This is a genomic window from Pseudomonas putida, assembly GCF_026625125.1.
Taxonomy (GTDB): domain Bacteria; phylum Pseudomonadota; class Gammaproteobacteria; order Pseudomonadales; family Pseudomonadaceae; genus Aquipseudomonas; species Aquipseudomonas putida_X.
In genome coordinates this window covers 448,449-470,962 of record NZ_CP113097.1, presented here as the reverse complement: position 1 = coordinate 470,962, position 22,514 = coordinate 448,449, and the positions used below count along the sequence as shown (strand labels likewise).

19 protein-coding genes and 1 pseudogene are annotated in these 22,514 nt (G+C 60.6%); 11 read left to right on the top strand and 9 right to left on the bottom strand.

The window, feature by feature from the left end:
• Positions 1-36: 36 nt before the first annotated feature.
• Positions 37-2,487: a glycogen/starch/alpha-glucan phosphorylase gene (locus OSW16_RS02215; protein ID WP_267820428.1), complete on the bottom strand. Its 2,451-nt coding sequence runs from the start codon at positions 2,485-2,487 to the stop codon at positions 37-39.
• A 186-nt stretch (positions 2,488-2,673) separates the two neighbouring features.
• Between OSW16_RS02215 and OSW16_RS02210 the strand changes: the two genes are divergently transcribed.
• Entirely contained in the window at positions 2,674-3,078 is a 405-nt protein-coding gene (locus OSW16_RS02210) for a YkgJ family cysteine cluster protein (protein ID WP_241804115.1), read from the top strand.
• Positions 3,079-3,251: 173 nt separating this feature from the next.
• Here OSW16_RS02210 and OSW16_RS02205 read toward each other — a convergent pair whose 3' ends face one another.
• Positions 3,252-3,851: a hypothetical protein gene (locus OSW16_RS02205; protein WP_267820426.1), complete on the bottom strand. Its 600-nt coding sequence runs from the start codon at positions 3,849-3,851 to the stop codon at positions 3,252-3,254.
• Positions 3,852-4,188: 337 nt separating this feature from the next.
• Between OSW16_RS02205 and OSW16_RS02200 the strand changes: the two are divergent.
• Positions 4,189-4,293, top strand: a pseudogene (locus OSW16_RS02200) (YkgJ family cysteine cluster protein); the annotation flags it as partial.
• A 145-nt stretch (positions 4,294-4,438) separates the two neighbouring features.
• Here the strand turns inward: OSW16_RS02200 and OSW16_RS02195 are convergent.
• The 3 genes from OSW16_RS02195 to thiI all read right to left on the bottom strand — a co-directional run bounded on the left by OSW16_RS02195 (position 4,439) and on the right by thiI (position 8,915).
• Positions 4,439-5,005: a sulfite exporter TauE/SafE family protein gene (locus OSW16_RS02195; protein WP_267820424.1), complete on the bottom strand. Its 567-nt coding sequence runs from the start codon at positions 5,003-5,005 to the stop codon at positions 4,439-4,441.
• A 508-nt stretch (positions 5,006-5,513) separates the two neighbouring features.
• Positions 5,514-7,334, bottom strand: coding sequence for a translational GTPase TypA (typA, locus tag OSW16_RS02190; protein ID WP_267820423.1), 1,821 nt, complete (start codon positions 7,332-7,334; stop codon positions 5,514-5,516).
• 126 nt (positions 7,335-7,460) lie between these two features.
• Positions 7,461-8,915 carry a tRNA uracil 4-sulfurtransferase ThiI gene (gene thiI / locus OSW16_RS02185; protein ID WP_267820421.1) on the bottom strand — a complete coding sequence of 485 codons (1,455 nt, stop codon included), beginning with the start codon at positions 8,913-8,915 and terminating at the stop codon, positions 7,461-7,463.
• A 472-nt stretch (positions 8,916-9,387) separates the two neighbouring features.
• Between thiI and glnA the strand changes: the two genes are divergently transcribed.
• The 4 genes from glnA (at position 9,388) to ntrC (ending at position 14,261) form a co-directional block, all read left to right on the top strand.
• Positions 9,388-10,794, top strand: a complete 1,407-nt coding sequence (gene glnA / locus OSW16_RS02180) for a type I glutamate--ammonia ligase (protein ID WP_060480427.1) — start codon at positions 9,388-9,390, stop codon at positions 10,792-10,794.
• Positions 10,795-10,944: 150 nt separating this feature from the next.
• The gene (locus tag OSW16_RS02175; protein WP_267820418.1) at positions 10,945-11,487 is read left to right on the top strand and encodes a chorismate mutase; all 543 of its coding nucleotides are present in this window, start codon (positions 10,945-10,947) and stop codon (positions 11,485-11,487) included.
• A gap of 255 nt (positions 11,488-11,742) precedes the next feature.
• Positions 11,743-12,828, top strand: a complete 1,086-nt coding sequence (gene glnL, locus OSW16_RS02170) for a nitrogen regulation protein NR(II) (RefSeq protein ID WP_046784991.1) — start codon at positions 11,743-11,745, stop codon at positions 12,826-12,828.
• Complete coding sequence (gene ntrC, locus OSW16_RS02165; protein ID WP_039603934.1) at positions 12,825-14,261, top strand: nitrogen regulation protein NR(I); 1,437 nt, start codon at positions 12,825-12,827, stop codon at positions 14,259-14,261. Before glnL ends, ntrC begins: the two co-directional genes overlap by 4 nt.
• Positions 14,262-14,737: 476 nt before the next feature.
• On the opposite strand, the gene OSW16_RS02160 is transcribed toward ntrC, so the two are convergent.
• Complete coding sequence (locus OSW16_RS02160; protein WP_267820415.1) at positions 14,738-15,175, bottom strand: hypothetical protein; 438 nt, start codon at positions 15,173-15,175, stop codon at positions 14,738-14,740.
• Between OSW16_RS02160 and trmL the strand changes: the two genes are divergently transcribed.
• A complete protein-coding gene (gene trmL, locus OSW16_RS02155; protein ID WP_008093177.1) occupies positions 15,174-15,635 on the top strand; it encodes a tRNA (uridine(34)/cytosine(34)/5-carboxymethylaminomethyluridine(34)-2'-O)-methyltransferase TrmL in 462 nt (153 codons plus the stop codon). The genes OSW16_RS02160 and trmL overlap by 2 nt on opposite strands.
• A 135-nt stretch (positions 15,636-15,770) precedes the next feature.
• Here the strand turns inward: trmL and secB are convergent, their stop codons facing one another.
• From secB to OSW16_RS02140, 3 genes are read right to left on the bottom strand one after another with little or no spacing between them, the layout of a single operon-like run.
• Positions 15,771-16,256, bottom strand: a complete 486-nt coding sequence (gene secB / locus OSW16_RS02150) for a protein-export chaperone SecB (RefSeq protein ID WP_012312355.1) — start codon at positions 16,254-16,256, stop codon at positions 15,771-15,773.
• Positions 16,257-16,295: 39 nt separating this feature from the next.
• Entirely contained in the window at positions 16,296-16,550 is a 255-nt protein-coding gene (gene grxC, locus OSW16_RS02145) for a glutaredoxin 3 (RefSeq protein ID WP_267820411.1), read from the bottom strand.
• A 1-nt stretch (position 16,551) separates the two neighbouring features.
• Positions 16,552-16,965 carry a rhodanese-like domain-containing protein gene (locus OSW16_RS02140; RefSeq protein ID WP_241805166.1) on the bottom strand — a complete coding sequence of 138 codons (414 nt, stop codon included), beginning with the start codon at positions 16,963-16,965 and terminating at the stop codon, positions 16,552-16,554.
• A gap of 206 nt (positions 16,966-17,171) precedes the next feature.
• On the opposite strand from OSW16_RS02140, the gene gpmI reads away from it, so the two are divergent.
• The 4 genes from gpmI (at position 17,172) to OSW16_RS02120 (ending at position 22,510) form a co-directional block, all read left to right on the top strand.
• Positions 17,172-18,707 (top strand): 2,3-bisphosphoglycerate-independent phosphoglycerate mutase, encoded by a 1,536-nt coding sequence (gene gpmI, locus OSW16_RS02135; RefSeq protein ID WP_267820408.1) that lies wholly within the window; start codon positions 17,172-17,174, stop codon positions 18,705-18,707.
• A gap of 325 nt (positions 18,708-19,032) precedes the next feature.
• On the top strand, positions 19,033-20,319 hold the full coding sequence (locus tag OSW16_RS02130) for a murein hydrolase activator EnvC family protein (protein WP_241805163.1): 1,287 nt from the start codon (positions 19,033-19,035) through the stop codon (positions 20,317-20,319).
• A 92-nt stretch (positions 20,320-20,411) separates the two neighbouring features.
• Positions 20,412-21,734: a S41 family peptidase gene (locus OSW16_RS02125; protein ID WP_267820405.1), complete on the top strand. Its 1,323-nt coding sequence runs from the start codon at positions 20,412-20,414 to the stop codon at positions 21,732-21,734.
• 8 nt (positions 21,735-21,742) lie between these two features.
• Positions 21,743-22,510: a divergent polysaccharide deacetylase family protein gene (locus OSW16_RS02120; protein WP_267824167.1), complete on the top strand. Its 768-nt coding sequence runs from the start codon at positions 21,743-21,745 to the stop codon at positions 22,508-22,510.
• Positions 22,511-22,514: the final 4 nt, after the last annotated feature.

The following is a 22,514-nucleotide window of genomic DNA, read 5'->3' as shown; positions in this document are numbered from 1 at the left end:
CAGTGGTCAGGTGGGGCCGCTGTGCGGCCCCCAGGCTCAATCCAGCACCTTCCAGATCTCGGTCGCATACTCGCGAATGGTCCGGTCCGAAGAGAACCACCCCATCCGTGCGGTATTGAGCACCGCCATCCGCCACCACTCCTGGGGCGTATGCCACAACGCCTCAACCCGCTGCTGGGCATCCCAGTAGGCATCGAAGTCGGCACAGACCAGGAAGCGGTCGTAAGCCACCAGCCCGTCGATCAGCCCGGTATAGCGTGACGGGTCATCGGGAGAGAACACGCCACTGCGAACCGCCTGCAGCACATCGTTTAGGCGGTTGGAGGCGGCGATCGCGGCCACGGCGCCAAAATCGCCGGCACGCTTGCGCGCCTCCACCTGCTGCGCGGTCAGGCCGAAAATGAACATGTTGTCGGCACCCACCTGTTCGCACATCTCCACGTTGGCGCCATCGAGGGTCCCGATGGTGAGTGCACCGTTGAGGCCGAACTTCATGTTGCTGGTGCCCGACGCTTCGTAGCCGGCCGTGGAAATCTGTTCCGACAGGTCCGCCGCCGGGATGATGCTCTCGGCCAGGCTGACGTTGTAGTTGGGCAGGAACACCACCTTGAGCAGGCCGCGCACGGTGGGGTCGTTGTTGACCACCCGGGCGATGTCATTGGCCAGCTTGATGATCAGCTTGGCCTGGTGGTAGCTGGCCGCAGCCTTGCCGGCAAAGATCTTCACCCGCGGCACCCAGTTGGTGCCCGGGTCGTTACGAATGGCCTGGTACAGCGCTACGGTATGCAGCAGGTTGAGCAGCTGGCGCTTGTACTCGTGGATGCGCTTGACCTGCACGTCGAACAGCGCCTCTGGGTTGACCGTGACGCCCACGCGGTCCTGGATGATGCTGGCCAACGCGCGCTTGCTGTGCAGGCGCTGCTCGGCGAACTGCTTGAGGAAGACGCCCTTGTCGGCGAACGGTACCAGGTTGGCCAGGCGCCCCTGTGGGTCGTCGAGCAACTCTGGCCCCAGGGCCTCCACCAGCATCGACGTCAACTTCGGGTTGGACTGGTACAGCCAGCGGCGGAAGGTAATGCCGTTGGTCTTGTTGTTGATCCGCTGGGGGTACAGCTTGTGCAACTCGGCGAACACCGTGCTTTTCATCAGCTTGCTGTGCAGCGCCGATACCCCGTTGACGCTGTGCGAGCCCAGAAACGCAAGGTTGCCCATGCGCACCCGGCGGCCGTTGTCTTCCTCGATCAGCGACACCGCCCGCAGCACGTCGAAGTCATGCAGGCCCTTCGCGCGCAGGGCATCGATATGGTAGGCATTGATCAGGTAGATGATCTGCATGTGCCGCGGCAGCATGCGCTCCATCAAGGCCACCGGCCACGTCTCCAGCGCCTCGGGCAGCAGGGTGTGGTTTGTGTAGGCCAGGGTGCCGACGGTCAGCTCCCAGGCTTTCTCCCACGGGATTTCATGTTGGTCCACCAACAGCCGCATCAATTCGGCGACGGCGATCGACGGGTGCGTGTCGTTGAGCTGGATGGCCGCAGCATCCGGCAGGTTGAGCAAGTCCTTGTGCATGTTCAGATGGCGTCGCAGCAGGTCCTGCAGCGATGCCGACACGAAGAAGTATTCCTGGCGCAGGCGCAATTCCTGCCCCGCTTCGGTGCTGTCGGCCGGGTACAGCACGCGGGAGATGCTCTCGGCGCGAGCCACTTCGGCCACCGCGCCAAGGTGGTCACCGGCATTGAAGCGCTCCAGGTGCAGCTCTTCCAGCGCCCGTGCGCGCCAGAGGCGCAAGGTGTTGACGCTGGAGCCGCGCCAGCCGACCACCGGCGTGTCGTAGGCGACCGCCCGCACCGTCTCGCCCGGCCACCACACCTGACGCTGCTGGCCATGGGTATCGTGCACCGTTTCGACGCTGCCGCCGAAGCTGATCGGGTAGATCACCTCGGCGCGCTCGAACTCCCAAGGGTTACCGAAATCCAGCCAGTTTTCGGTCTGTTCCTGCTGCCATCCGTCGACCATGGCCTGGCGGAACAGCCCGTGCTCATAGCGGATGCCGTAACCGTGGGCGGCGATACCCAGCGTCGACATGCTCTCCATGAAACAGGCAGCCAGACGGCCCAGGCCACCGTTGCCCAACGCGGCGTCCGGCTCCAGCAGGCGGATGCGCTCCAGGTCCACGTCCAGCCCCTCCAGCGCATCACGGGCGATGTCCAGCAGGCCTAGGTTGCTCAGGCTGTCGTAGAGCAGGCGCCCGATGAGAAATTCCAGAGAGAGGTAATAGACCCGCTTCTGGCTGCGCCGGTAGGCCTGACGGGTGTGATCCATCCAGTGATCGACCATGTGATCACGGGCAGCCAGGGCTATGGCCTCGAACCAGTCGTGGTCAAAGGCGTGCTCCGGGTCCTTGCCGACCGCGTAGGTCAGTTTGTCCAGTACAGCGGCGCGAAAGTCGGCCACCTCGGCGTCACGTGCTTTGGGTTCCTGGGACATGTGGCATCCTCGGGCAAATTGGCGAAAGTGGCGGGAGAGTGTTGAGACTAGACCCTTCGACAGGGAGTGACAGTCTCCGTTCGCAGTTTTCATGCCGGCTTGGCCAATCCGGCAAAAGGTTGTTCACAAATTGAACAACTCCGGTATCATCGCGCGCCCCAAGACCGTGATCCACCCCTTATAACGATGAAAACGACCCTGATTGCCGCAGCCGAAGTCGACCGCCTGGAAACCTGGCAACGCTATGCCAGCCACATGTGCGGGGGCTGTCATTCGACCTGCTGCACCCTGCCTGTGGAAGTGAAGATCAAAGACCTGATCCGCATCGGCGTAGTGGACGAGTTCGAAAAGGACGAACCGCCGAAGAACGTGGCCAAACGCCTGCAAAAGGAAGGTATCATCGAGCGATTCAACCAGAAGTCGGGGATCTTCACCCTGACCCGGATGAGCAACGATGACTGCATGTACCTGGACCGTAAGAGCCGGCTGTGCACCATTTATGACAAGCGCCCGGATACCTGCAGGAACCACCCGAAGGTCGGGCCGCGGCCGGGGTATTGTGCTTACAAGCCGAAAGCACCCGGACGTTGACGAGCCATCTGAGACCCAATAGACTTTTAACCGTCTTGATGTACACGGAGCTTCCTTCGGGAAGTGTCTAGACGCCGCCATCTGGTTCCGGCCGTGCCGGTTGATGGGATTAGTCCCTAAGGGCATCCGCGATACGACCCCCTTCATTGGGGGTTTCGTATTTTTACAGGTTGCTATCGCCTTACAGGCCGTCGAATCGGCTCATTTCTCAGTTTCTTCAGCATCAGCAACCAGCCTTTAATCTTCTCGTGCCGCTTCAGCGCCGTAGGCCGATTCGAAGGATGGCCAGGGTCACGCACATAAGCACTTTCCACATGGAGTTTCAGGCTACGGGGCGAATCTCGACGCAAGTTGAAATACACCTCATATCGACTGCCCTCCGGATACCCGAACTGATTACCCTCAATGGTCAACCAGTTGCTATGCCCAGTAAATAGGCACTGTCGCTCAGGCAACGAAGCAATAATCGAAGGCAACTGAACTGACAGCTTGTGACGACCAGGGCAGAAGGCACGGCGAATTGCCCGATGATCGATCAAGAGGTGATCGTGCCCCATATGTTCGAAGTCCAGTTCAGTACCTTGCTTGGGACCATAGCTGACGCAGTGACTTGAGTACTCGACCGCCAGTGCTACTTCCCCCATTCCCCCATCAGCCAGGCCCGGGATCTTCAACTGATGTGAGATTGGACGCAAATGAAGCAGACTCCACGAACTGCCTGCGACCTCGATCTGGCCACGAGCCAAGTGCTCCTTCCACCCCTTGCCCTTCATTTTCAGCCTCAATCAATTGCCAACAGGCAGCGTACTGAGGCCATCGGCTATTGCCAAAGACAGCTTGGTAAGTAATTGAGTAGAAAGAAACATGCTGTAACCGACACTGGAAATATCGGTTTCCAGTTTGCCCAAAATCAAGTCTTCACACCTCCGACCCAAGGCAACTCAACACTGTGCATCTATTCCACTAAGAAAATTTCCCACTATTGATACAGATAGTTCCTACAGGTTTGGGCTGGCGACATCAGTCCTCGCGAAATACCCTACAAACCCTGTCGACTCGCGTCTGATTGTTACTGGAAAGCTGTCCCCCTAGGCTTTCCAGGTCGCTGGGCTGTGCACCATTTATGACAAGCGCCCGGATACCTGCAGGAACCACCCGAAGGTCGGGCCGCGGCCGGGGTATTGTGCTTACAAGCCAAAAACAGCCGGGCGCTGACGAACCTATCAGAGCGCCTATGAAGTTTTAGGCGCCTCGATATACACATGGCTTTCGTCGGCGGGGTGTCTAGACGCCACCACATGACACCGGATGGGCCGTGATGCATGGCGCATCCAAAAGCTCACCTTGGTATCGGAGGCTTTCAGGAAAAATAGCGGATTATCAACATCAGGCCGGAAGCAAGCACGACTACATTCACGAGTTTGATAAACCGCTCTCTGGACATATTCAGCGTCAGCCGACGCCCTACTGCGATACCTATCAACATGCCTGGAGCCAGGACCAGAGCGAGCAAAAGCAGACTTGGATCCAGGTAAACCCCAGCAATCACAAACAATCCGACGCGAGTCAATGTACTTAAACCGATCAACGTCGTCTGTGTGATGCGCAACGCATCTGGATCCCGGAGTCGACCGCCGAGGTAGATGGCATAGATAAAACCACCGCTACCGAACAGTGCACTAAAGACTCCGCCAACCGCTCCGAATGGGATTGATAACATAGGGGAGAACTGGCGGTTAGTCTGCCGTCTCCGGAGCGAATAAATACAGTATCCGACCACAAAGACGCCCAACGCCAGTAGCAGAACATCGGGTTTTGCATTGAGAAGTAGGGTAGCGCCTATCAGACTACCGACCACCATGAGTGGCACCAGGCGCTTAAGTTCGCTCCAATCAGCCTTGCTGCTATCGCGACTGACATTGATCACTGCTGCACACAGGTCCATCAATGCCAGCAGCGGAACAATCTTCGAGACAGGTATGAAGATGCCAATATTGGGCTGGCTATCAATGCAGTACCGAATCCTGCAATACCAAATACGACATAGGCCAATAGAATCACTGCAAACATTGAGGCCAAGCCAGGCAGACTAACTTCTAAAATGTCGATCACATCAAGGTCCTTTTTTCTTTTTTGTATGGCGGTTCCTGCCAATCAGGAAAAGGTTCCTGCGAATCGAATGATGCATCAATACGACCAAAGAATTAATAGCTCGCAGACACTATCAATAGGAATTTTTAGCACGTACATGTTACATGTAGGACACTTCATACGTCACATGACGAAAGTGCTTACTTTGACACTGAAAGATCCCCACAGAAATTTCGGATCCTAGATATAAATCTTGTTCAGAAAGGGACAAGATTCGCTCAAACCCACAAAAAAAACGCCCCCGGCCTTTCGACCGGGGGCGTTTTCATTCAGCCTGAGCTAACTCAGTTCTTGGCTTTCTTGGCAGCGCGGGTACGCTCGCCTTCGTCCAGGATCTTCTTGCGCAGACGGATCGACTTCGGCGTGACTTCGCACAGCTCGTCATCCTGGATGAATTCCAGGGCCTGTTCGAGGGTGTGGCGAACTGGCGGAACCAGGGCGATGACTTCGTCTTTGCCCGAAGCACGCATGTTGTCGAGCTTCTTGCCTTTGGTCGGGTTCACGCCCAGATCGTTGTCACGGCTGTTCAGACCGATGATCTGACCGTTGTAGATCTCCTGGCCGTGCTCGACGAACAGCTTGCCGCGCGCCTGCAGGGTTTCCAGGGAGTAGGTCAGTGCCTTGCCGGTCTCGACCGATACCAGTACACCGTTGAGGCGGCCGGACATCTGGCCCGACTTCATGGTGTCGTAGCGATCGAAGATCGAGGTCAGGATGCCTGCACCGTTGGTCAGGGTCAGGAACTGGTTACGGAAGCCGATCAGGCCACGGGCTGGAATGTTGTACTCCAGGCGAACACGGCCCTTGCCATCCGGAACCATGTTGGTCAGGTCGCCTTTACGCAGACCCATCTCTTCCATCACCTTGCCCTGGGATTCCTCAGGGATGTCGATGGTGACGTTCTCGAACGGTTCCTGCTTGACGCCATCCACTTCGCGGATGATCACTTCAGGACGGCCCACGGCCATCTCGAAGCCTTCACGGCGCATGGTTTCGATCAGTACCGACAGGTGCAGTTCACCACGGCCCGATACCTTGAACTTGTCAGGGGAATCGGTTTCCTGAACACGCAGAGCAACGTTGTACAGCAGCTCTTTGTCCAGACGGTCCTTGATGTTACGGCTGGTGACGAACTTGCCTTCCTTGCCGCAGAACGGCGAGTCGTTGACCTGGAAGGTCATCGAAACGGTTGGCTCGTCAACGGTCAGCGGCTTCATCGCTTCGACGGCAGTCGGGTCGCACAGGGTGTCGGAGATGAACAGCTCGTCGAAACCGCTGATGCAGACGATGTCGCCAGCCTGGGCTTCTTCGACGTCGACGCGGTGCAGGCCGTGGTGGCCCATCAGCTTGAGGATACGGCCGTTACGCTTCTTGCCGTTGGTGTCGATGGCGACGACCGGGGTGTTCGGCTTCACGCGGCCACGGGCGATCCGGCCAACGCCGATGACACCCAGGAAGCTGTTGTAGTCCAGTGCCGAGATCTGCATCTGGAACGGGCCTTCACGGTCAACGTCCGGCGCGGGTACGTTGTCGACGATCGACTGGTACAGCGGGGTCATGTCTTCGGCCATGGCGGTGTGGTCCAGGCCGGCAATGCCGTTCAGGGCCGAGGCGTAGACCACTTTGAAGTCCAGCTGCTCGTCGGTTGCACCGAGGTTGTCGAACAGGTCGAAGATCTGGTCCAGAACCCAATCAGGACGTGCGCCCGGACGGTCGACCTTGTTGATCACGACGATCGGCTTGAGGCCGGCTTCGAAGGCCTTCTTGGTCACGAAGCGGGTTTGCGGCATAGGGCCGTCCTGGGCGTCGACCAGCAGCAGCACGGAGTCGACCATGGACATTACACGCTCAACCTCGCCACCGAAGTCGGCGTGGCCGGGGGTGTCGACGATGTTGATGTGGTAGCCGTTCCAGTTGATGGCGGTGTTTTTCGCCAGAATGGTAATGCCACGCTCTTTTTCCTGGTCGTTGGAGTCCATGACGCGCTCGTCGTTGAGCTCGTTACGTTCCAGGGTGCCGGACTGACGCAGGAGTTTGTCGACCAGGGTGGTTTTACCATGGTCAACGTGGGCGATGATGGCGATGTTACGCAGATTTTCGATCACAACTGTATCTCGATCAGAGGATTCGGTTGCCGCCAGTCTAGGCGGCCAATATGAAGGTAAAAGGCTCAGCGGGCCCGGCGGTCGGGAGGGCGATGGCGGATGCTGCCGCCATACAGCCCTGGGGTCTTATGCCGGACGATAAACACGCACATTGGCATGTCCCTCACTGAGCAGGTGGTGTGCGTGCAATCGGCTCATCACACCTTTGTCGCAATACAGCAAGTACTGGCGGGTTTCATCCAGCTGCTTGAACTTGCTGTTGATCGCGTAGAACGGCATCACCTGAACTTCGATACCCTCGAGCACCAAAGGCTCGTCTTCCTGGGCGTCAGGGTGGCGGATGTCGATCACGATCTGGCCTGGCAATGCTTCGCTGACTTCCTCGATTTCCACGTCCTTGCCCAGCTCGTCGATCACGTGGTCGATCGAGATGAACTTGGCACGTTCGAGGGCGCGCTCCAGCACGGCCATGTCGAACTGCTTCTCTTCATGCTCCATGCGGTGACGCTTGGCATGGGTGGTGGGGTTCACCGAGATCACGCCGCAATATTCAGGCATGTGCTTGGCGAAGTCGGCGGTGCCGATTTCGTTGGCCTGGTCGATGATGTCCTGCTTGTGGCTGGCCAGCAACGGGCGCAGCACCAGCTTGTCGGTGGCCGAGTCGATGATCGACAGGTTCGGCAGCGTCTGGCTGGACACCTGGGAGATCGCCTCGCCGGTGACCAGCGCATCGATTTCCAGACGATCGGCCATGCGCGCAGCGCCGCGCAGCATCATGCGCTTGAGGGTCACGCCCATGTAGCTGTTGTCGACCTTGTTGAGGATCTCGCCGACCACTTCTTCGAACGGCACGCTGATGAACAGTACGCGCTGGCTGCTGCCGTACTTTTTCCACAGGTAGTGGGCCACTTCCATCACGCCCAGTTCGTGGGCGCGGCCGCCGAGGTTGAAGAAGCAGAAATGGGTCATCAGGCCGCGACGCATCATCTGGTAGGCCGCCACGGTGGAGTCGAAACCGCCGGACATTAGCACCAGGGTCTGCTCAAGGGCCCCCAGCGGGTAGCCGCCGATGCCTTGATGCTGATTGTGGATCACGTACAGGCGCTGGTTGCGGATTTCGATGCGCACCGTCACTTCAGGCTGCTTGAGCTCGATGCCGGCGGCGCCGCACTGCTGGCGCAGCTGGCTACCCACGTAACGGTCGACGTCCATCGAGGTGAAGTCATGGTGGCCGCCCCGCTTGCAGCGCACGGCGAAATACTTGCCGGCCAGCAAGTGACCGAAGTGCTGCTTGCACTTGGCGACGATATCGTCGAAGTCACCGAGCGGGTATTCCTCTACCTGCAGGAAGTGGGTGATCCCCGGGGTGCAGGTGAGGCGCTCGATCATCTCGCGCTGGACTTTTTCGTCTTCGACGCGGGTGACCACTTCGAGGTTGTCCCAGACACCATCGACCGCGAGCTCAGGGTCGAGGTCCTTGAGCACGTTGCGGATGTTCTTGCCGAGCTGGCGGATGAAGCGCTTGCGCACCGGCCGGCTCTTGATGGTGATTTCTGGGAAGACTTTGACGATAAGTTTCATTGGTTAACAGCGCGCGCAGGGCCTGCCGAAAAATGAGGGGCGCGAATTATATCGGAAATTGCTCAGGATTTGACCAACTTTTGTACAGAAGGTCGGATTTATATTGCCGGTACTGGCCTCATCGCCGGCAAGCCAGCGCCTGGGGGACATCGGCAGGCCTCACGACCGGCGCCTGATCTGTGCGAGCCGGCGTGCCGGCGACTAAGCCCCTAAAGGAAGCACACGGCCCAAACTGTGCACGCAATTGGTGCGCCAGTAACAAAAACCGCATCGTAAGGGTGCACTTTTCCCCGACAACCCGGCCTCGAATGCCCGTAAACGCCCCTTTTTATCCCGGCCTCGCCATTTTCGGGCACTGGCATGCAATTTGCTCCCTTGTGAGGCAGGTAAGCTTGGCCGACTATCCGCGCCCGGCAACACCCTTTTTTCCAGGGCAGCGGCCCACCGCGCTCTAGACCATCCGGAGGACAACATGTCGAAGTCGGTTCAACTCATCAAAGATCATGACGTCAAGTGGATTGATCTGCGTTTCACGGACACCAAAGGCACTCAGCATCACGTGACCATGCCAGCGCGTGATGGCCTGGACGAAGACTTCTTCGAAGTCGGCAAGATGTTCGACGGTTCCTCCATCGCTGGCTGGAAAGGCATCGAAGCCTCCGACATGATCCTGATGCCGGTTGACGAGACCGCCGTCCTGGACCCGTTCACCGAAGAGCCGACCCTGATCATCACCTGCGACATCGTCGACCCTTCGAGCATGCAGGGCTACGATCGCGACCCACGCGCAATCGCCAAGCGCGCTGAAGAGTACCTCAAGAGCACCGGCATCGGTGACACCGTCTTCGCCGGCCCAGAGCCTGAGTTCTTCATCTTCGACGAAGTGAAGTTCCAGTCGGACATCTCCGGCTCGATGTTCAAGATCTTCTCCGAGCAAGGCTCGTGGATGACTGGCGCTGACGTGGAAGGCGGCAACAAAGGCCACCGTCCAGGCGTCAAAGGTGGCTACTTCCCAGTTCCGCCGTTCGACCACGACCACGAAATCCGTACTGCCATGTGCAACGCACTGGAAGAAATGGGCCAGACCGTTGAAGTTCACCACCATGAAGTGGCGACTGCCGGCCAGAACGAAATCGGCGTCAAGTTCAACACCCTGGTGAAGAAAGCTGACGAAGTACAGGCCCTGAAGTATGTCGTGCACAACGTTGCCGACGCATACGGCCGTACCGCCACCTTCATGCCGAAGCCACTGTACGGCGACAACGGCTCGGGTATGCACGTGCATATGTCGATCTGGAAAGAAGGCAAGAACACCTTCGCGGGTGAAGGCTATGCCGGTCTGTCCGAAACTGCCCTGTACTTCATCGGCGGTATCATCAAGCACGGTAAGGCACTGAACGGCTTCACCAACCCGTCGACCAACTCCTACAAGCGTCTGGTTCCAGGCTTCGAAGCCCCGGTAATGCTGGCCTACTCGGCACGTAACCGTTCGGCCTCGATCCGCATTCCTTACGTCGGCAGCCCTAAAGCCCGCCGTATCGAAGCGCGCTTCCCGGACCCATCGGCCAACCCGTACCTGGCTTTCGCCGCCCTGCTGATGGCTGGCCTGGACGGTATCCAGAACAAGATTCACCCAGGCGATGCTGCCGACAAGAACCTGTACGACCTGCCGCCTGAAGAGGCGAAAGATATCCCGCAAGTTTGCGGCAGCCTGAAAGAAGCGCTGGAAGAGCTGGATAAAGGCCGTGCGTTCCTGACCAAGGGCGGCGTGTTCTCCGACGACTTCATCGATGCCTTCATCGAGCTGAAGTCCGAAGAAGAGATCAAAGTCCGTACCTTCGTGCACCCGCTGGAATACGAGCTGTACTACAGCTGCTGATCTGATCGGCGCCTGGCGTCGATGAAATCACCGAAAACGGCCTTCTTCTGAAGGCCGTTTTTGTTTTTCGACTGCGCGAATCGGACGCATCCTACAAGCAGAACTCGCCATCCAAATCCACAATCAGGTCTCCATCCACAGGAGATCACCATGCAACGCGCCACCTTTGTGCTCGTCATCACCTTCGGCCTTCTCGGCTGCCAGGCATCATCACCTTCTGAACCCGAATTCCAACCCTTGCTTTCCAGCATCGAGCAGCGCCTGGACCTGGCCACCTCGGTAGCGGTACACAAATGGGACCACCACCTGCCCGTGGAGGCCCCCGAACGCGAGCGGCAGGTGCTGTCAGGTGTCCAACAGATGGCACCGGACTACGACCTGAGCCCTGAGCGCGCCGCTGCGTTCTTCGCTGACCAGATCGAAGCCAACAAGCTGATCCAGTACACCCTGCGCGATCGCTGGGCAATGCTAGGGCAACGCCCGCCGGCCAAACCGCTCGACCTTGCCAACCAGATTCGCCCCCGCCTGGACCAACTCCAGGCGACGCTCCTGTTCGAACTGGCCCGGTTTGACCAGCAACGTTACCCAGACTGCAGGCAAGAACTCGCCCGCGCCCTGGCGCGACGCACCAACGACCCTTTACGCCACCAGGCGCTGGTGCGCGCCACCTCACAGCTGTGTGTCGACCACTAGCCACGGCTATGCTCTATATTGGTGCGCAATGTCACGCATTGCGCCGCCGATCACACCAAAACAGGTCACGTGAAACGGTAAATCAGAGTCTTCTGTTCCGAATAAGCGCAATTACAGGTCTTTATCAGAGAATTCCGCTTCTTTTCGGAGCCTTGGTTTGTTTCTTGCATTTTCCAGGCATCAGCGGATCCATAGCGCGCTCGTCCTTGGCCCTACCAAGGACCCGCCAGCGCCAAAAGAGGTCAACGACGCCTTATGACCATCAGCGATGCACAGCACCGTCTGCTTCTGGACAACCTGACCACAGCTACGCTCCTGCTCAACGCCGAGCTGCGCCTGGAGTACATGAACCCGGCTGCGGAAATGCTCCTGGCCGTGAGTGGCCAGCGCAGCCATGGGCAGTTCATCAGTGAACTGTTCACCGAATCGTCCGAGGCGCTCAACTCGCTGCGCCAGGCGGTCGAACAGGCGCACCCGTTCACCAAGCGCGAAGCCCAACTGACCTCGCTGACCGGGCAGACCATCACGGTCGACTATGCCGTGACACCCATCTTGCACCAGGGCAACACCCTGCTGCTGCTGGAGGTACACCCGCGTGACCGCCTGCTGCGCATCACCAAGGAAGAAGCCCAGCTGAGCAAGCAGGAAACCACCAAGATGCTGGTCCGCGGCCTCGCCCACGAGATCAAGAACCCGCTGGGCGGCATCCGTGGCGCGGCGCAACTGCTGGCCCGGGAATTGCCCGAAGATGGCCTGCGCGACTACACCAATGTGATCATCGAAGAGGCCGATCGCCTGCGCAACCTGGTCGACCGCATGCTCGGTTCGAACAAGCTGCCATCGCTGGCCATGACCAACATTCACGAAGTCCTTGAGCGGGTCTGCAGCCTGGTCGACGCAGAAAGCCAAGGATGCATCACTTTGGTGCGTGACTATGACCCGAGCCTGCCGGACGTACTGATCGACCGCGAGCAGATGATCCAGGCGGTGCTGAATATCGTGCGCAACGCGATGCAGGCGATCAGCTCGCAGAACGAGTTGCGCCTGGGCCGCATCACCCTGCGCAGCCGCGCGATGCGCCAGTTCACCATCGGCCATGTACGCCACCGCCTGGTGGCCCGCGTCGAGATCATCGATAACGGCCCCGGCATCCCCAGTGAACTGCAAGACACGCTCTTCTATCCCATGGTCAGTGGCCGCCCGGACGGTACCGGGCTGGGCCTGGCCATTACCCAGAACATCATCAGCCAGCACCAGGGCCTGATCGAGTGTGAAAGCCACGCCGGCCACACGGCCTTTTCGATCTTCCTGCCACTGGAACAAGGAGCCACCGCCTCATGAGCCGAAGTGAAACCGTATGGATCGTCGACGATGATCGCTCCATCCGCTGGGTCCTGGAAAAAGCCCTGCAGCAGGAGGGTATGACCACCCAGAGCTTCGACAGCGCCGATGGGGTGATGGGCCGCCTGGCCCGGCAACAGCCGGACGTGATCATTTCCGACATTCGCATGCCGGGCGCCAGCGGCCTCGACCTGCTGGCACAGATTCGCGACCAACACCCGCGTCTGCCGGTCATCATCATGACCGCCCATTCCGACCTGGACAGCGCAGTCGCGTCGTACCAGGGCGGTGCTTTCGAGTACCTGCCCAAACCGTTCGACGTCGATGAGGCGGTCTCGCTGGTCAAGCGCGCCAACCAGCATGCGCAGGAACAGCAAGGCCTCGATGTGCCCCAGGCCCTGGCTCGTACCCCGGAAATCATCGGTGAAGCTCCGGCGATGCAGGAGGTGTTCCGTGCCATTGGTCGGCTGAGCCACTCCAACATCACCGTACTGATCAACGGCGAGTCCGGTACCGGCAAGGAGCTGGTGGCGCACGCCCTGCACCGCCACAGCCCGCGGGCTGCCTCACCGTTCATTGCCTTGAACATGGCCGCCATTCCCAAGGACCTGATGGAGTCGGAGCTGTTCGGCCATGAAAAAGGCGCCTTCACCGGCGCGGCCAACTTGCGACGCGGCCGCTTCGAGCAAGCGGACGGCGGCACCTTGTTCCTCGACGAAATCGGAGACATGCCTGCCGATACTCAGACACGCCTGCTGCGTGTACTGGCCGATGGCGAGTTCTACCGTGTGGGCGGCCATGTGCCCGTGAAGGTCGATGTGCGAATCATCGCTGCGACCCATCAAAATCTCGAGTCACTGGTACAGGCTGGCAAGTTCCGTGAAGACTTGTTCCATCGCCTGAACGTAATCCGTATTCATATCCCGCGCCTGGCCGACCGCCGCGAGGACATCCCAGCACTGGCCCGCCACTTCCTGGGCCGCGCGGCTCAGGAGCTGGCCGTCGAGCCGAAGCTGCTCAAGCCGGAAACCGAAGAATTCATCCGCAACCTGCCATGGCCTGGCAACGTCCGCCAGCTGGAAAACACCTGCCGCTGGATCACCGTCATGGCGTCCAGCCGCGAAGTGCTGGTCGGCGACCTGCCACCCGAGCTGCTCAACCTCCCGCAGGACGCGGCACCGGTAACCAACTGGGAGCAGGCGCTGCGCCAATGGGCCGACCAGGCCTTGGCCCGAGGGCAATCCAACCTGCTCGACAGCGCCGTGCCCAGCTTCGAACGGATCATGATCGAGACAGCGCTCAAGCACACTGCCGGGCGTCGCCGGGATGCCGCAGTGCTGCTGGGGTGGGGGCGCAATACCCTGACCCGCAAGATCAAGGAACTGGGGATGAACGTCGATGGCGGGGATGACGATGAGGGCGATGATCACTGACTTCCCGCTGACTCAGTAACACCGTTGGGGCCGCTTTGCGGCCCCAGCCATTTCTGGCCCATGCACCGAAGCTGTGCCAACTGCACCGCGCCAAGGCACAAATCCCCTCAAAACCCGGCCAGATCGCCCTGAAACCCAATGTTTCCGGACTTTCAAAACTGGCACGCCACCTGCAATAGGTACTACATCTCCAGTTTCGGGGGCCTCGGTACAGGCAGGCCGGGTGAACCCCTCTTTTATACGCAGTAACGCAAGCTTTGGGGATCTCGGTACAGGCAGGCCGGGAGTCCCCTCTTTTACACGCAGTAACGCAAGCTTTGGGGACCTCGGTACAGGCAGGCCGGGAATCCCCTCTTTTATACGCAGTGACGCAAGCTTTGGGGACCTCGGTACAGGCAGGCCGGGAATCCCTCTTTTACACGCAGTAACGCAAGCTTTGGGGACCCTGGTACAGGCAGGCCGGGACATCCCCTCTTTTATTCGTGCACCCGCACCCGCACCCGCCAGCGCCCCGCGTCCTCTGCACCGGCCCATTCGCCACGCAGAGGGCGCGCGGCAATCACGCTCAGCAGCAACCCTTCGTCAGTTTTCTGCAAACGCCAGCTCACCGGCTTGCCCTGCAGGGTCAGTTGCCCGCGCTGGGCCTTGCCCTGGGCCTGGAACAGTACAGCGACAGCCCCCTCGACATTCTCGCCATGCAGCTTCGGCTCGTCGCTGAACCACAGGTCCAACCCATCCTGCACCACCTCCACCTGCTCGAGCACGCGCTCTTCTGGGGTGGTGAGGCGGCCGATCATCAGGCCGACCATCACGCCGACGATCGCCAGCGAAAGCATCACACGCGGCAAGGCCTTCGAACGCGACTCGGGTTCGGGGGTAGAATGTGCACCATCTTCATGCTTGGAGCCGTGCATGTTTCACGTCATCCTTTTTCAACCTGAAATTCCGCCGAATACCGGCAACATCATTCGCCTCTGCGCCAACAGCGGTTGCGACCTGCACCTGATCGAACCGATCAGCTTCGAGCTGGACGACAAACGGCTGCGCCGTGCAGGGCTGGACTACCACGAGTATGCCACGCTCAAGCGCCACGAAAGCCTGGCCGGATGCCTGGAAAGCCTTGGCAACCCACGGCTGTTCGCCTTCACCACCAAGGGCTCGCACCCCTTTCATGAAGTCGCCTACCAGCCCGGCGATGCCTTCCTGTTCGGGCCCGAGAGCCGCGGCCTGCCCGCCGAGGTGCTGGACAGCCTGCCGGCCGAACAGCGCCTGCGCCTGCCGATGAGGCCTGGATGCCGCAGCCTGAACCTGTCCAACACTGTCGCGGTGACGGTGTATGAGGCGTGGCGCCAGCAAGGGTTTGCCGGGAGCTGATGCAGTGCCTGTACCGGACCTGGCGCCGGCCTTGTTCAACACCTGACGCCACACCTGAGCGGGCTTGCCCGCGATGAAGGCCCGAACAGGCAACAAAAAAGCGCCCCGAGAGGCGCTTTTCGATACCGGCCGCGCTTACTGCACGGTCGGCGCTTCGCCGGCTTCCTGCATGCGCTGCATCTCTTGCGCGTACAGGGCGTCGAAGTTGACCGGCGACAGCATCAGGGCCGGGAACGAACCACGGGTCACCAGGCTATCCAGGGTCTCGCGGGCGTACGGGAACAGGATGTTCGGGCAGAACGCACCCAGGGTGTGGCTCATGGAAGAGGCGTCGAGGTTCTTGATCAGGAAGATACCGGCCTGCTGAACTTCGGCGATGAACGCCACTTCGTCACCATTCTTGACGGTTACCGACAGGGTCAGCACCACCTCGTGGAAGTCGCCTTCCAGGGCTTTCTGCTTGGTGTTCAGGTCCAGGGCAACGCTCGGCTCCCAGGTCTGACGGAAGATCTGCGGGCTTTTCGGGGCCTCGAACGACAGGTCGCGCACGTAGATACGCTGCATGGAGAACTGAGGGCTGTTGTCTTCGGCTGCTGCGCCGTTGGTCTGTTGGTCAGTCATGGCAGATCCTTATCCTAATGTTTTTGAATGCAGTGCAAATCAGGCCTTGAGCAGCGCGTCGAGCTTGCCGGCGCGCTCCAGGGCGTAGAGGTCATCGCAACCACCGACATGGGTACTGCCGATCCAGATCTGCGGCACCGAAGTCCGGCCGGCCTTCTGGCTCATCTCGGCGCGCACTTGCGGCTGGCCGTCGACCTTGATTTCCTCGAAGGCCACGCCCTTGCTCTGGAGCAGGTACTTGGCGCGCATGCAGTAGGGGCAGTAGTCGCTGGAGTAGACGATGACGTCGTTCATATCACTTCACCAGGGGCAGGTTATCGGCTTTCCAGCTGGAAACGCCACCGCTCAGCTTGGCGGCGTTGTAACCAGCCTTGAGCAGTTCGCGGCAGATGGTGCCGGACTGCTGGCCCATCGCGTCGACGACGATCAGGGTCTTCTCTTTGTGCTTGTCCAGTTCGCTCATGCGAGTGGCGACCTTGTCCTGCGGGATGTTCACAGCACCGACGATGTGGCCGGCGGAGTATTCCTTGGCAGGGCGGATATCGATGACAAGGCCTTTCTCGGCGTTGACCAGAGCGGTCAGTTGGCCATTGCTCAGGCTCTGGCCGCCGCGGCGGATTTCATTGAGCAGCAGCAGGACCAGCAGAACAACGAAGATCGCAACCAGGATGTAGTGATCTGTCGCGAATTGAATCAGGTGAGCAACCATCAGCGGTGTTCCAGGCGATTGAAAATGCCGGCCAGTATACACAGCCCCCCAACACCGCCAAAGCCCGACAGGCCGGCGGCGAAGCTACCTTCATGTTGCTGCGGGCGCCACGCTGGTCAGGGAACAGGACGAATATTCGCCGCAGGTGGCGCATTTGCCCTAAAATGCGTGTCTTTATCATCTTTGAACAACCGTGAGTTTGATTGATGACGAGTACGCCCAAACCCCTGGTCCTGATCATCCTGGATGGCTTCGGCCACAGCGAAAGCCCCGAATACAACGCCATCTACGCCGCCAACACGCCGGTCTATGATCGCCTGCGCGCCACAGCGCCGCATGGCCTGATTTCCGGTTCGGGGATGGATGTCGGCCTGCCGGACGGGCAGATGGGCAACTCCGAAGTCGGTCACATGAACCTGGGCGCCGGTCGTGTCGTCTACCAGGACTTCACCCGCGTGACCAAGGCCATCCGCGACGGCGAGTTCTTCGAAAACCCGGTGCTGACAGGCGCGGTGGACCAGGCTGCAGGTGCCGGCAAGGCCGTGCACATTCTCGGCCTGCTCTCCGACGGCGGCGTCCACAGCCACCAGGACCACCTGATTGCCATGGCCGAACTGGCCGCGCAGCGGGGTGCCGAAAAGATCTACCTGCACGCATTCCTCGACGGTCGTGACACCCCGCCACGCAGCGCGCAGTCGTCCATCGAGCTGCTCGATTCGACCTTTGCCAAGCTCGGCAAAGGCCGTATCGCCAGCCTCATCGGCCGTTACTACGCGATGGACCGCGACAACCGCTGGGACCGCGTCAGTGCTGCCTACAACCTGATCGTCGACAGCGTTGCCGAACACACCGCAGACAGCGCCACTGCCGGGCTCGAAGCGGCCTATATGCGTGGCGAGAGCGACGAGTTCGTCAAGGCCACGCGTATCGGCGAAGCGGTAAAGGTCGAAGATGGCGATGCCGTGATTTTCATGAACTTCCGCGCCGACCGCGCCCGTGAGCTGTCGCGCGTGTTCGTCGAAGCCGATTTCAACGAGTTCCCACGGGCCCGCCTGCCCAAACTGGCTGCCTACATCGGCCTGACCCAGTACTCGGCGAAAATCCCCGCCCCTGCGGCGTTTGCCCCGGCCAGCCTGAACAACGTGCTGGGTGAGTACCTGGCCAAGAACGGCAAGACCCAACTGCGCATCGCCGAGACCGAGAAGTATGCACACGTCACGTTCTTCTTCTCCGGGGGGCGCGAAGAGCCGTTCGAAGGCGAAGAGCGCATTCTGATCCCATCGCCGAAAGTCGCCACTTACGACCTGCAGCCGGAGATGAGCGCCCCAGAGGTCACCGACCGCATCGTCGAGGCCATCGAGCAGCAGCGCTATGACGTGATCGTGGTGAATTACGCCAACGGTGACATGGTCGGCCATACCGGCGTGTTCGAAGCCGCGGTCAAGGCCGTCGAAGCCCTGGATGGCTGTGTCGGTCGCATCGTCGAGGCCTTGGACAAGGTGGGCGGCGAAGCGCTGATCACCGCAGACCACGGCAACGTCGAGCAGATGGAAGACGAGTGCACCGGCCAGGCGCACACGGCCCACACCACCGAGCCGGTGCCTTTCATCTATGTCGGCAAACGCCAGGTCAAGGTTCGCGAGGGCGGCGTGCTGGCCGACGTGGCGCCGACCATGCTCAAGCTGCTGGGGCTGGAAAAGCCTGCGGAGATGACGGGTAGCTCGATTTTGGTCGACGGGTAAGCTGCAAGCTGCAAGCTGCAAGAGAAAGCCTGGAGTCTTGTGCCAGGCAGTTAGCTATTTGGGGGTGCTACGCAGCCCATCGCCGGCAAGCCGGCTCCCACAGGGACTGCGCAGCTCTTGAGGCTTGCGCTGTACCGGTGGGAGCCGGCTTGCCGGCGATGGGGCGCAAAGCGGCCCCAAAGCGCTTGACTACCGGTATTGACCCAACACCCGCTTTTTCTTGCGGCTTGTAGCTTGAAACTTACCGCTGACGCCGTGAGGCGTTTTTTTTGCAGGCCCGGGCGGGCATACTAGGCCAGTCTCCATCCTTGGTACGCCCAACCTCATGCTTCGCGCCCTGATCTTCCTAGCCCTGTCTTGCCTGCTCAGCCCGGCCTTCGCCGACGAGCGCGCTCAGACCCAGCAACAACTGGACGCCACCCGCCAGGACATCGCCGAGCTCAAGAAGACGCTGGGCAAGCTCCAGGAAGAAAAATCCGGCGTGCAGAAAGACCTCAAAGCCACCGAAACCGACATCGGCAACCTCGAAAAGCAGGTGGAGGCTCTGCAGCAACAACTAAAAAAGACCGAGGGCGAGCTGGAGCGCCTTGATACCGAGAAAAAAAAACTCCAGAGCTCGCGCATTGAACAACAACGACTGATCGCCATTCAGGCGCGCTCCGCCTACCAGAACAATGGCCGCGAGGAATACCTCAAGCTGCTGCTCAACCAGCAGAACCCAGAGAAGTTCGCCCGCACCCTCAGCTACTACGACTACCTGAGCAAGGCGCGCACGGAGCAACTGCGTGCCTTCAACGAAACCCTGCGCCAGCTGGCCAATGTCGAACAGGACATTTCCCGCCAGCAAGAGCAGTTGCTGGCCCAGCGCGCCGACCTCGACAGCCGCCGCCAGGCCCTGGAAGCCGAGCGTGGCAAGCGTCAGCAGGTACTGGCCAAGCTCAACAGTGACATGAAAGACCGCGACAAGAAGCTGCAGGCCCGTGAACAGGACCAGGCGGACCTTGCCAAGGTGCTCAAGACCATCGAGGAAACCTTGGCTCGCCAGGCCCGTGAGGCCGAGGAGGCGCGCAAGAAGGCCCTGCTGGCCGAGCAGGAGGCCCAGAAGCGCCGACAGCAGCAAGCGTTGACCGCACAGCAGGACAGCGAACCACCAAAAAAGGCGCGCACCACCCTCGGCCCCTTGGTGTCCAGCGACAGCACAACCTACGGCGGTGCTTTTTCTGCCGCACGGGGCAAACTTCCGTGGCCGGTCAATGGTCGATTGCTGGCACGTTTCGGTGAAGCCCGTGGCAGCGATGCCCGAGCCAAGTGGGACGGTGTGATGATCAGCGCCAACCCCGGCACCCAGGTACGCGCCGTGCACGGCGGGCGCGTGGTGTTCGCCGACTGGTTGCGCGGCGCTGGACTTCTGGTCATTCTCGACCATGGTAATGGTTACCTGAGCCTGTACGGCCACAACCAGAGCCTGCTCAAGAGCGCCGGAGACATCGTCAAGGCCGGCGAGGCCATTTCCACCGTTGGCGACAGCGGCGGCCAGGATGCCGCCGGCTTGTACTTCGCCATCCGCCAGCAGGGCCGGCCCACCGACCCTTCCCAGTGGTGCAGAGGTTAAGCTTCAACCCTAGTCACTTTTTTACGGCCTGGCGCCCCACGCTGGGCCGATGCTCCCCAAGGAGCGCCTACAGGATCAGGAGTTCGTTCGACATGCTGCACTCGCCTCGTCTCACCCAGCTGGCCCTGACCATCGCCCTGGCGACTGGTATGCCTTTGGCCATCGCTGCCGAGCCGGCGCCGGCCAAGCCTGCCGCGGTGCCAGCCACCGAGGTGACCGCCAGGGCGCCGCTGCCACTGGAAGAGCTGCGCACCTTCGCCGAGGTCATGGACCGCATCAAAGCGGCCTATGTCGAGCCGGTAGACGACAAGACGCTGCTGGAGAACGCCATCAAAGGCATGCTCAGCAACCTCGATCCACATTCGGCCTACCTTGGCCCAGAGGACTTCCAGGAGCTGCAGGAAAGCACCAGTGGCGAGTTCGGTGGCCTGGGTATCGAAGTTGGCCAGGAAGACGGCTTCGTCAAGGTGGTCTCGCCCATCGATGACACCCCCGCCTCGCGCGCTGGCGTGCAGGCTGGCGACCTGATCGTCAAGATCAACGGTGCGCCAACCCGTGGCCAGAGCATGACCGAAGCGGTCGACAAGATGCGCGGCAAAGTCGGCGAGAAGATCACCCTGACCCTGGTACGTGACGGCGGCACCCCGTTCGATGTGAACCTGGTCCGTGCCGTGATCCAGGTCAAGAGCGTGAAAAGCCAGTTGCTGGAAAACGACTACGGCTACATCCGCATCACCCAGTTCCAGGTCAAGACCGGGGACGAAGTGGGCAAAGCATTGGCCAAGTTGCGCAAGGACAATGGCAAGAAACTGCGCGGCGTTGTGCTGGACCTGCGCAACAACCCCGGTGGCGTGCTCCAGTCGGCGGTGGAAGTGGCCGACCACTTCCTGACCAAGGGCCTGATCGTGTACACCAAAGGCCGTATCGCCAACTCCGAACTGCGCTTCTCCGCTGATCCGGCCGATGCCAGTGAGGCCGTGCCATTGGTAGTGCTGATCAACGGCGGCAGCGCCTCGGCCTCGGAAATCGTCGCCGGCGCCCTGCAAGACCAGAAACGCGCCGTGCTGATGGGCACCGACAGCTTCGGAAAAGGCTCGGTCCAGACCGTGCTGCCGCTGGCCAACGACCGAGCCCTGAAGCTCACCACCGCGCTTTACTTCACCCCCAATGGCCGTTCGATCCAGGCACAGGGCATCGTCCCGGACATCGAGGTGCGCCCGGCCAAGCTCACCGCAGAGGTGGATACCGAGAACTTCAAGGAAGCCGACCTGCAGGGCCACCTGGGCAACGGCAACGGGGGTGCTGACCGCCCGACCGGCAGCAGCAAGCGCAAGGAGCGCCCGCAGGACGATGACTTCCAGCTGAGCCAGGCGCTCAGCCTGCTCAAGGGGCTGAACATCACCTCCGGCAAATGATTCATCCGCTGCGGTATCTGCTGCCCGTGCTGTTGTGCCTGGCAGCCGCATGTGCCCACGCGGCCCCGGCCAGCAAGGCCTACATGAGCATCATCATCGACGACCTGGGCCAGAGCACCGAGCGCGACAGCAGGACGCTCGCGCTGCCTGGCCCTGTGACGATGGCGATCATGCCGGATACCCCACACGCCACCGAGTTCGCCCGCCAGGCGCACCAGGCAGGCAAGACGGTAATCCTGCACATGCCCATGGACCCCGCCACCGGGCCCTATGCCTGGCACCCGGAGATCGCCCTACCAGAGCTCGCCAGGCGATTGGACGCGGCCTTGGCCAAGGTGCCCTACGCCGCCGGCATCAACAACCACATGGGCAGCCGCATGACCGCCCAGCGTAGCGCCATGACCTGGCTGATGGGTGAACTTCAGCGGCGGCATCTGTTTTTCGTGGACAGCCGCACCAGTGCTGCCACCGTCGCTGCCGCCGAGGCCCAGGCACAGGCCCTTGGGCACGTCTCGCGTGACGTGTTTCTGGACGACGTCCGTACCACAGAGGCCATCACCGCACAGCTGCAGCAAGGCGTGGCACTGGCACGTCGGCAAGGCTCGGCGGTGCTGATCGGGCACCCTTACCCGCAAACCCTGCAGGTGCTGGAACAGGAAATGCCCCGGCTGCGCAGCCAGGGCATCGAGCTGGTATCACTGGCACAGATGATTGCAGAACGCGGCAATCAGGCCATGCCTGCCCATGGCAAGCACGGCCGCTACAGCAATCGCTGAGCCA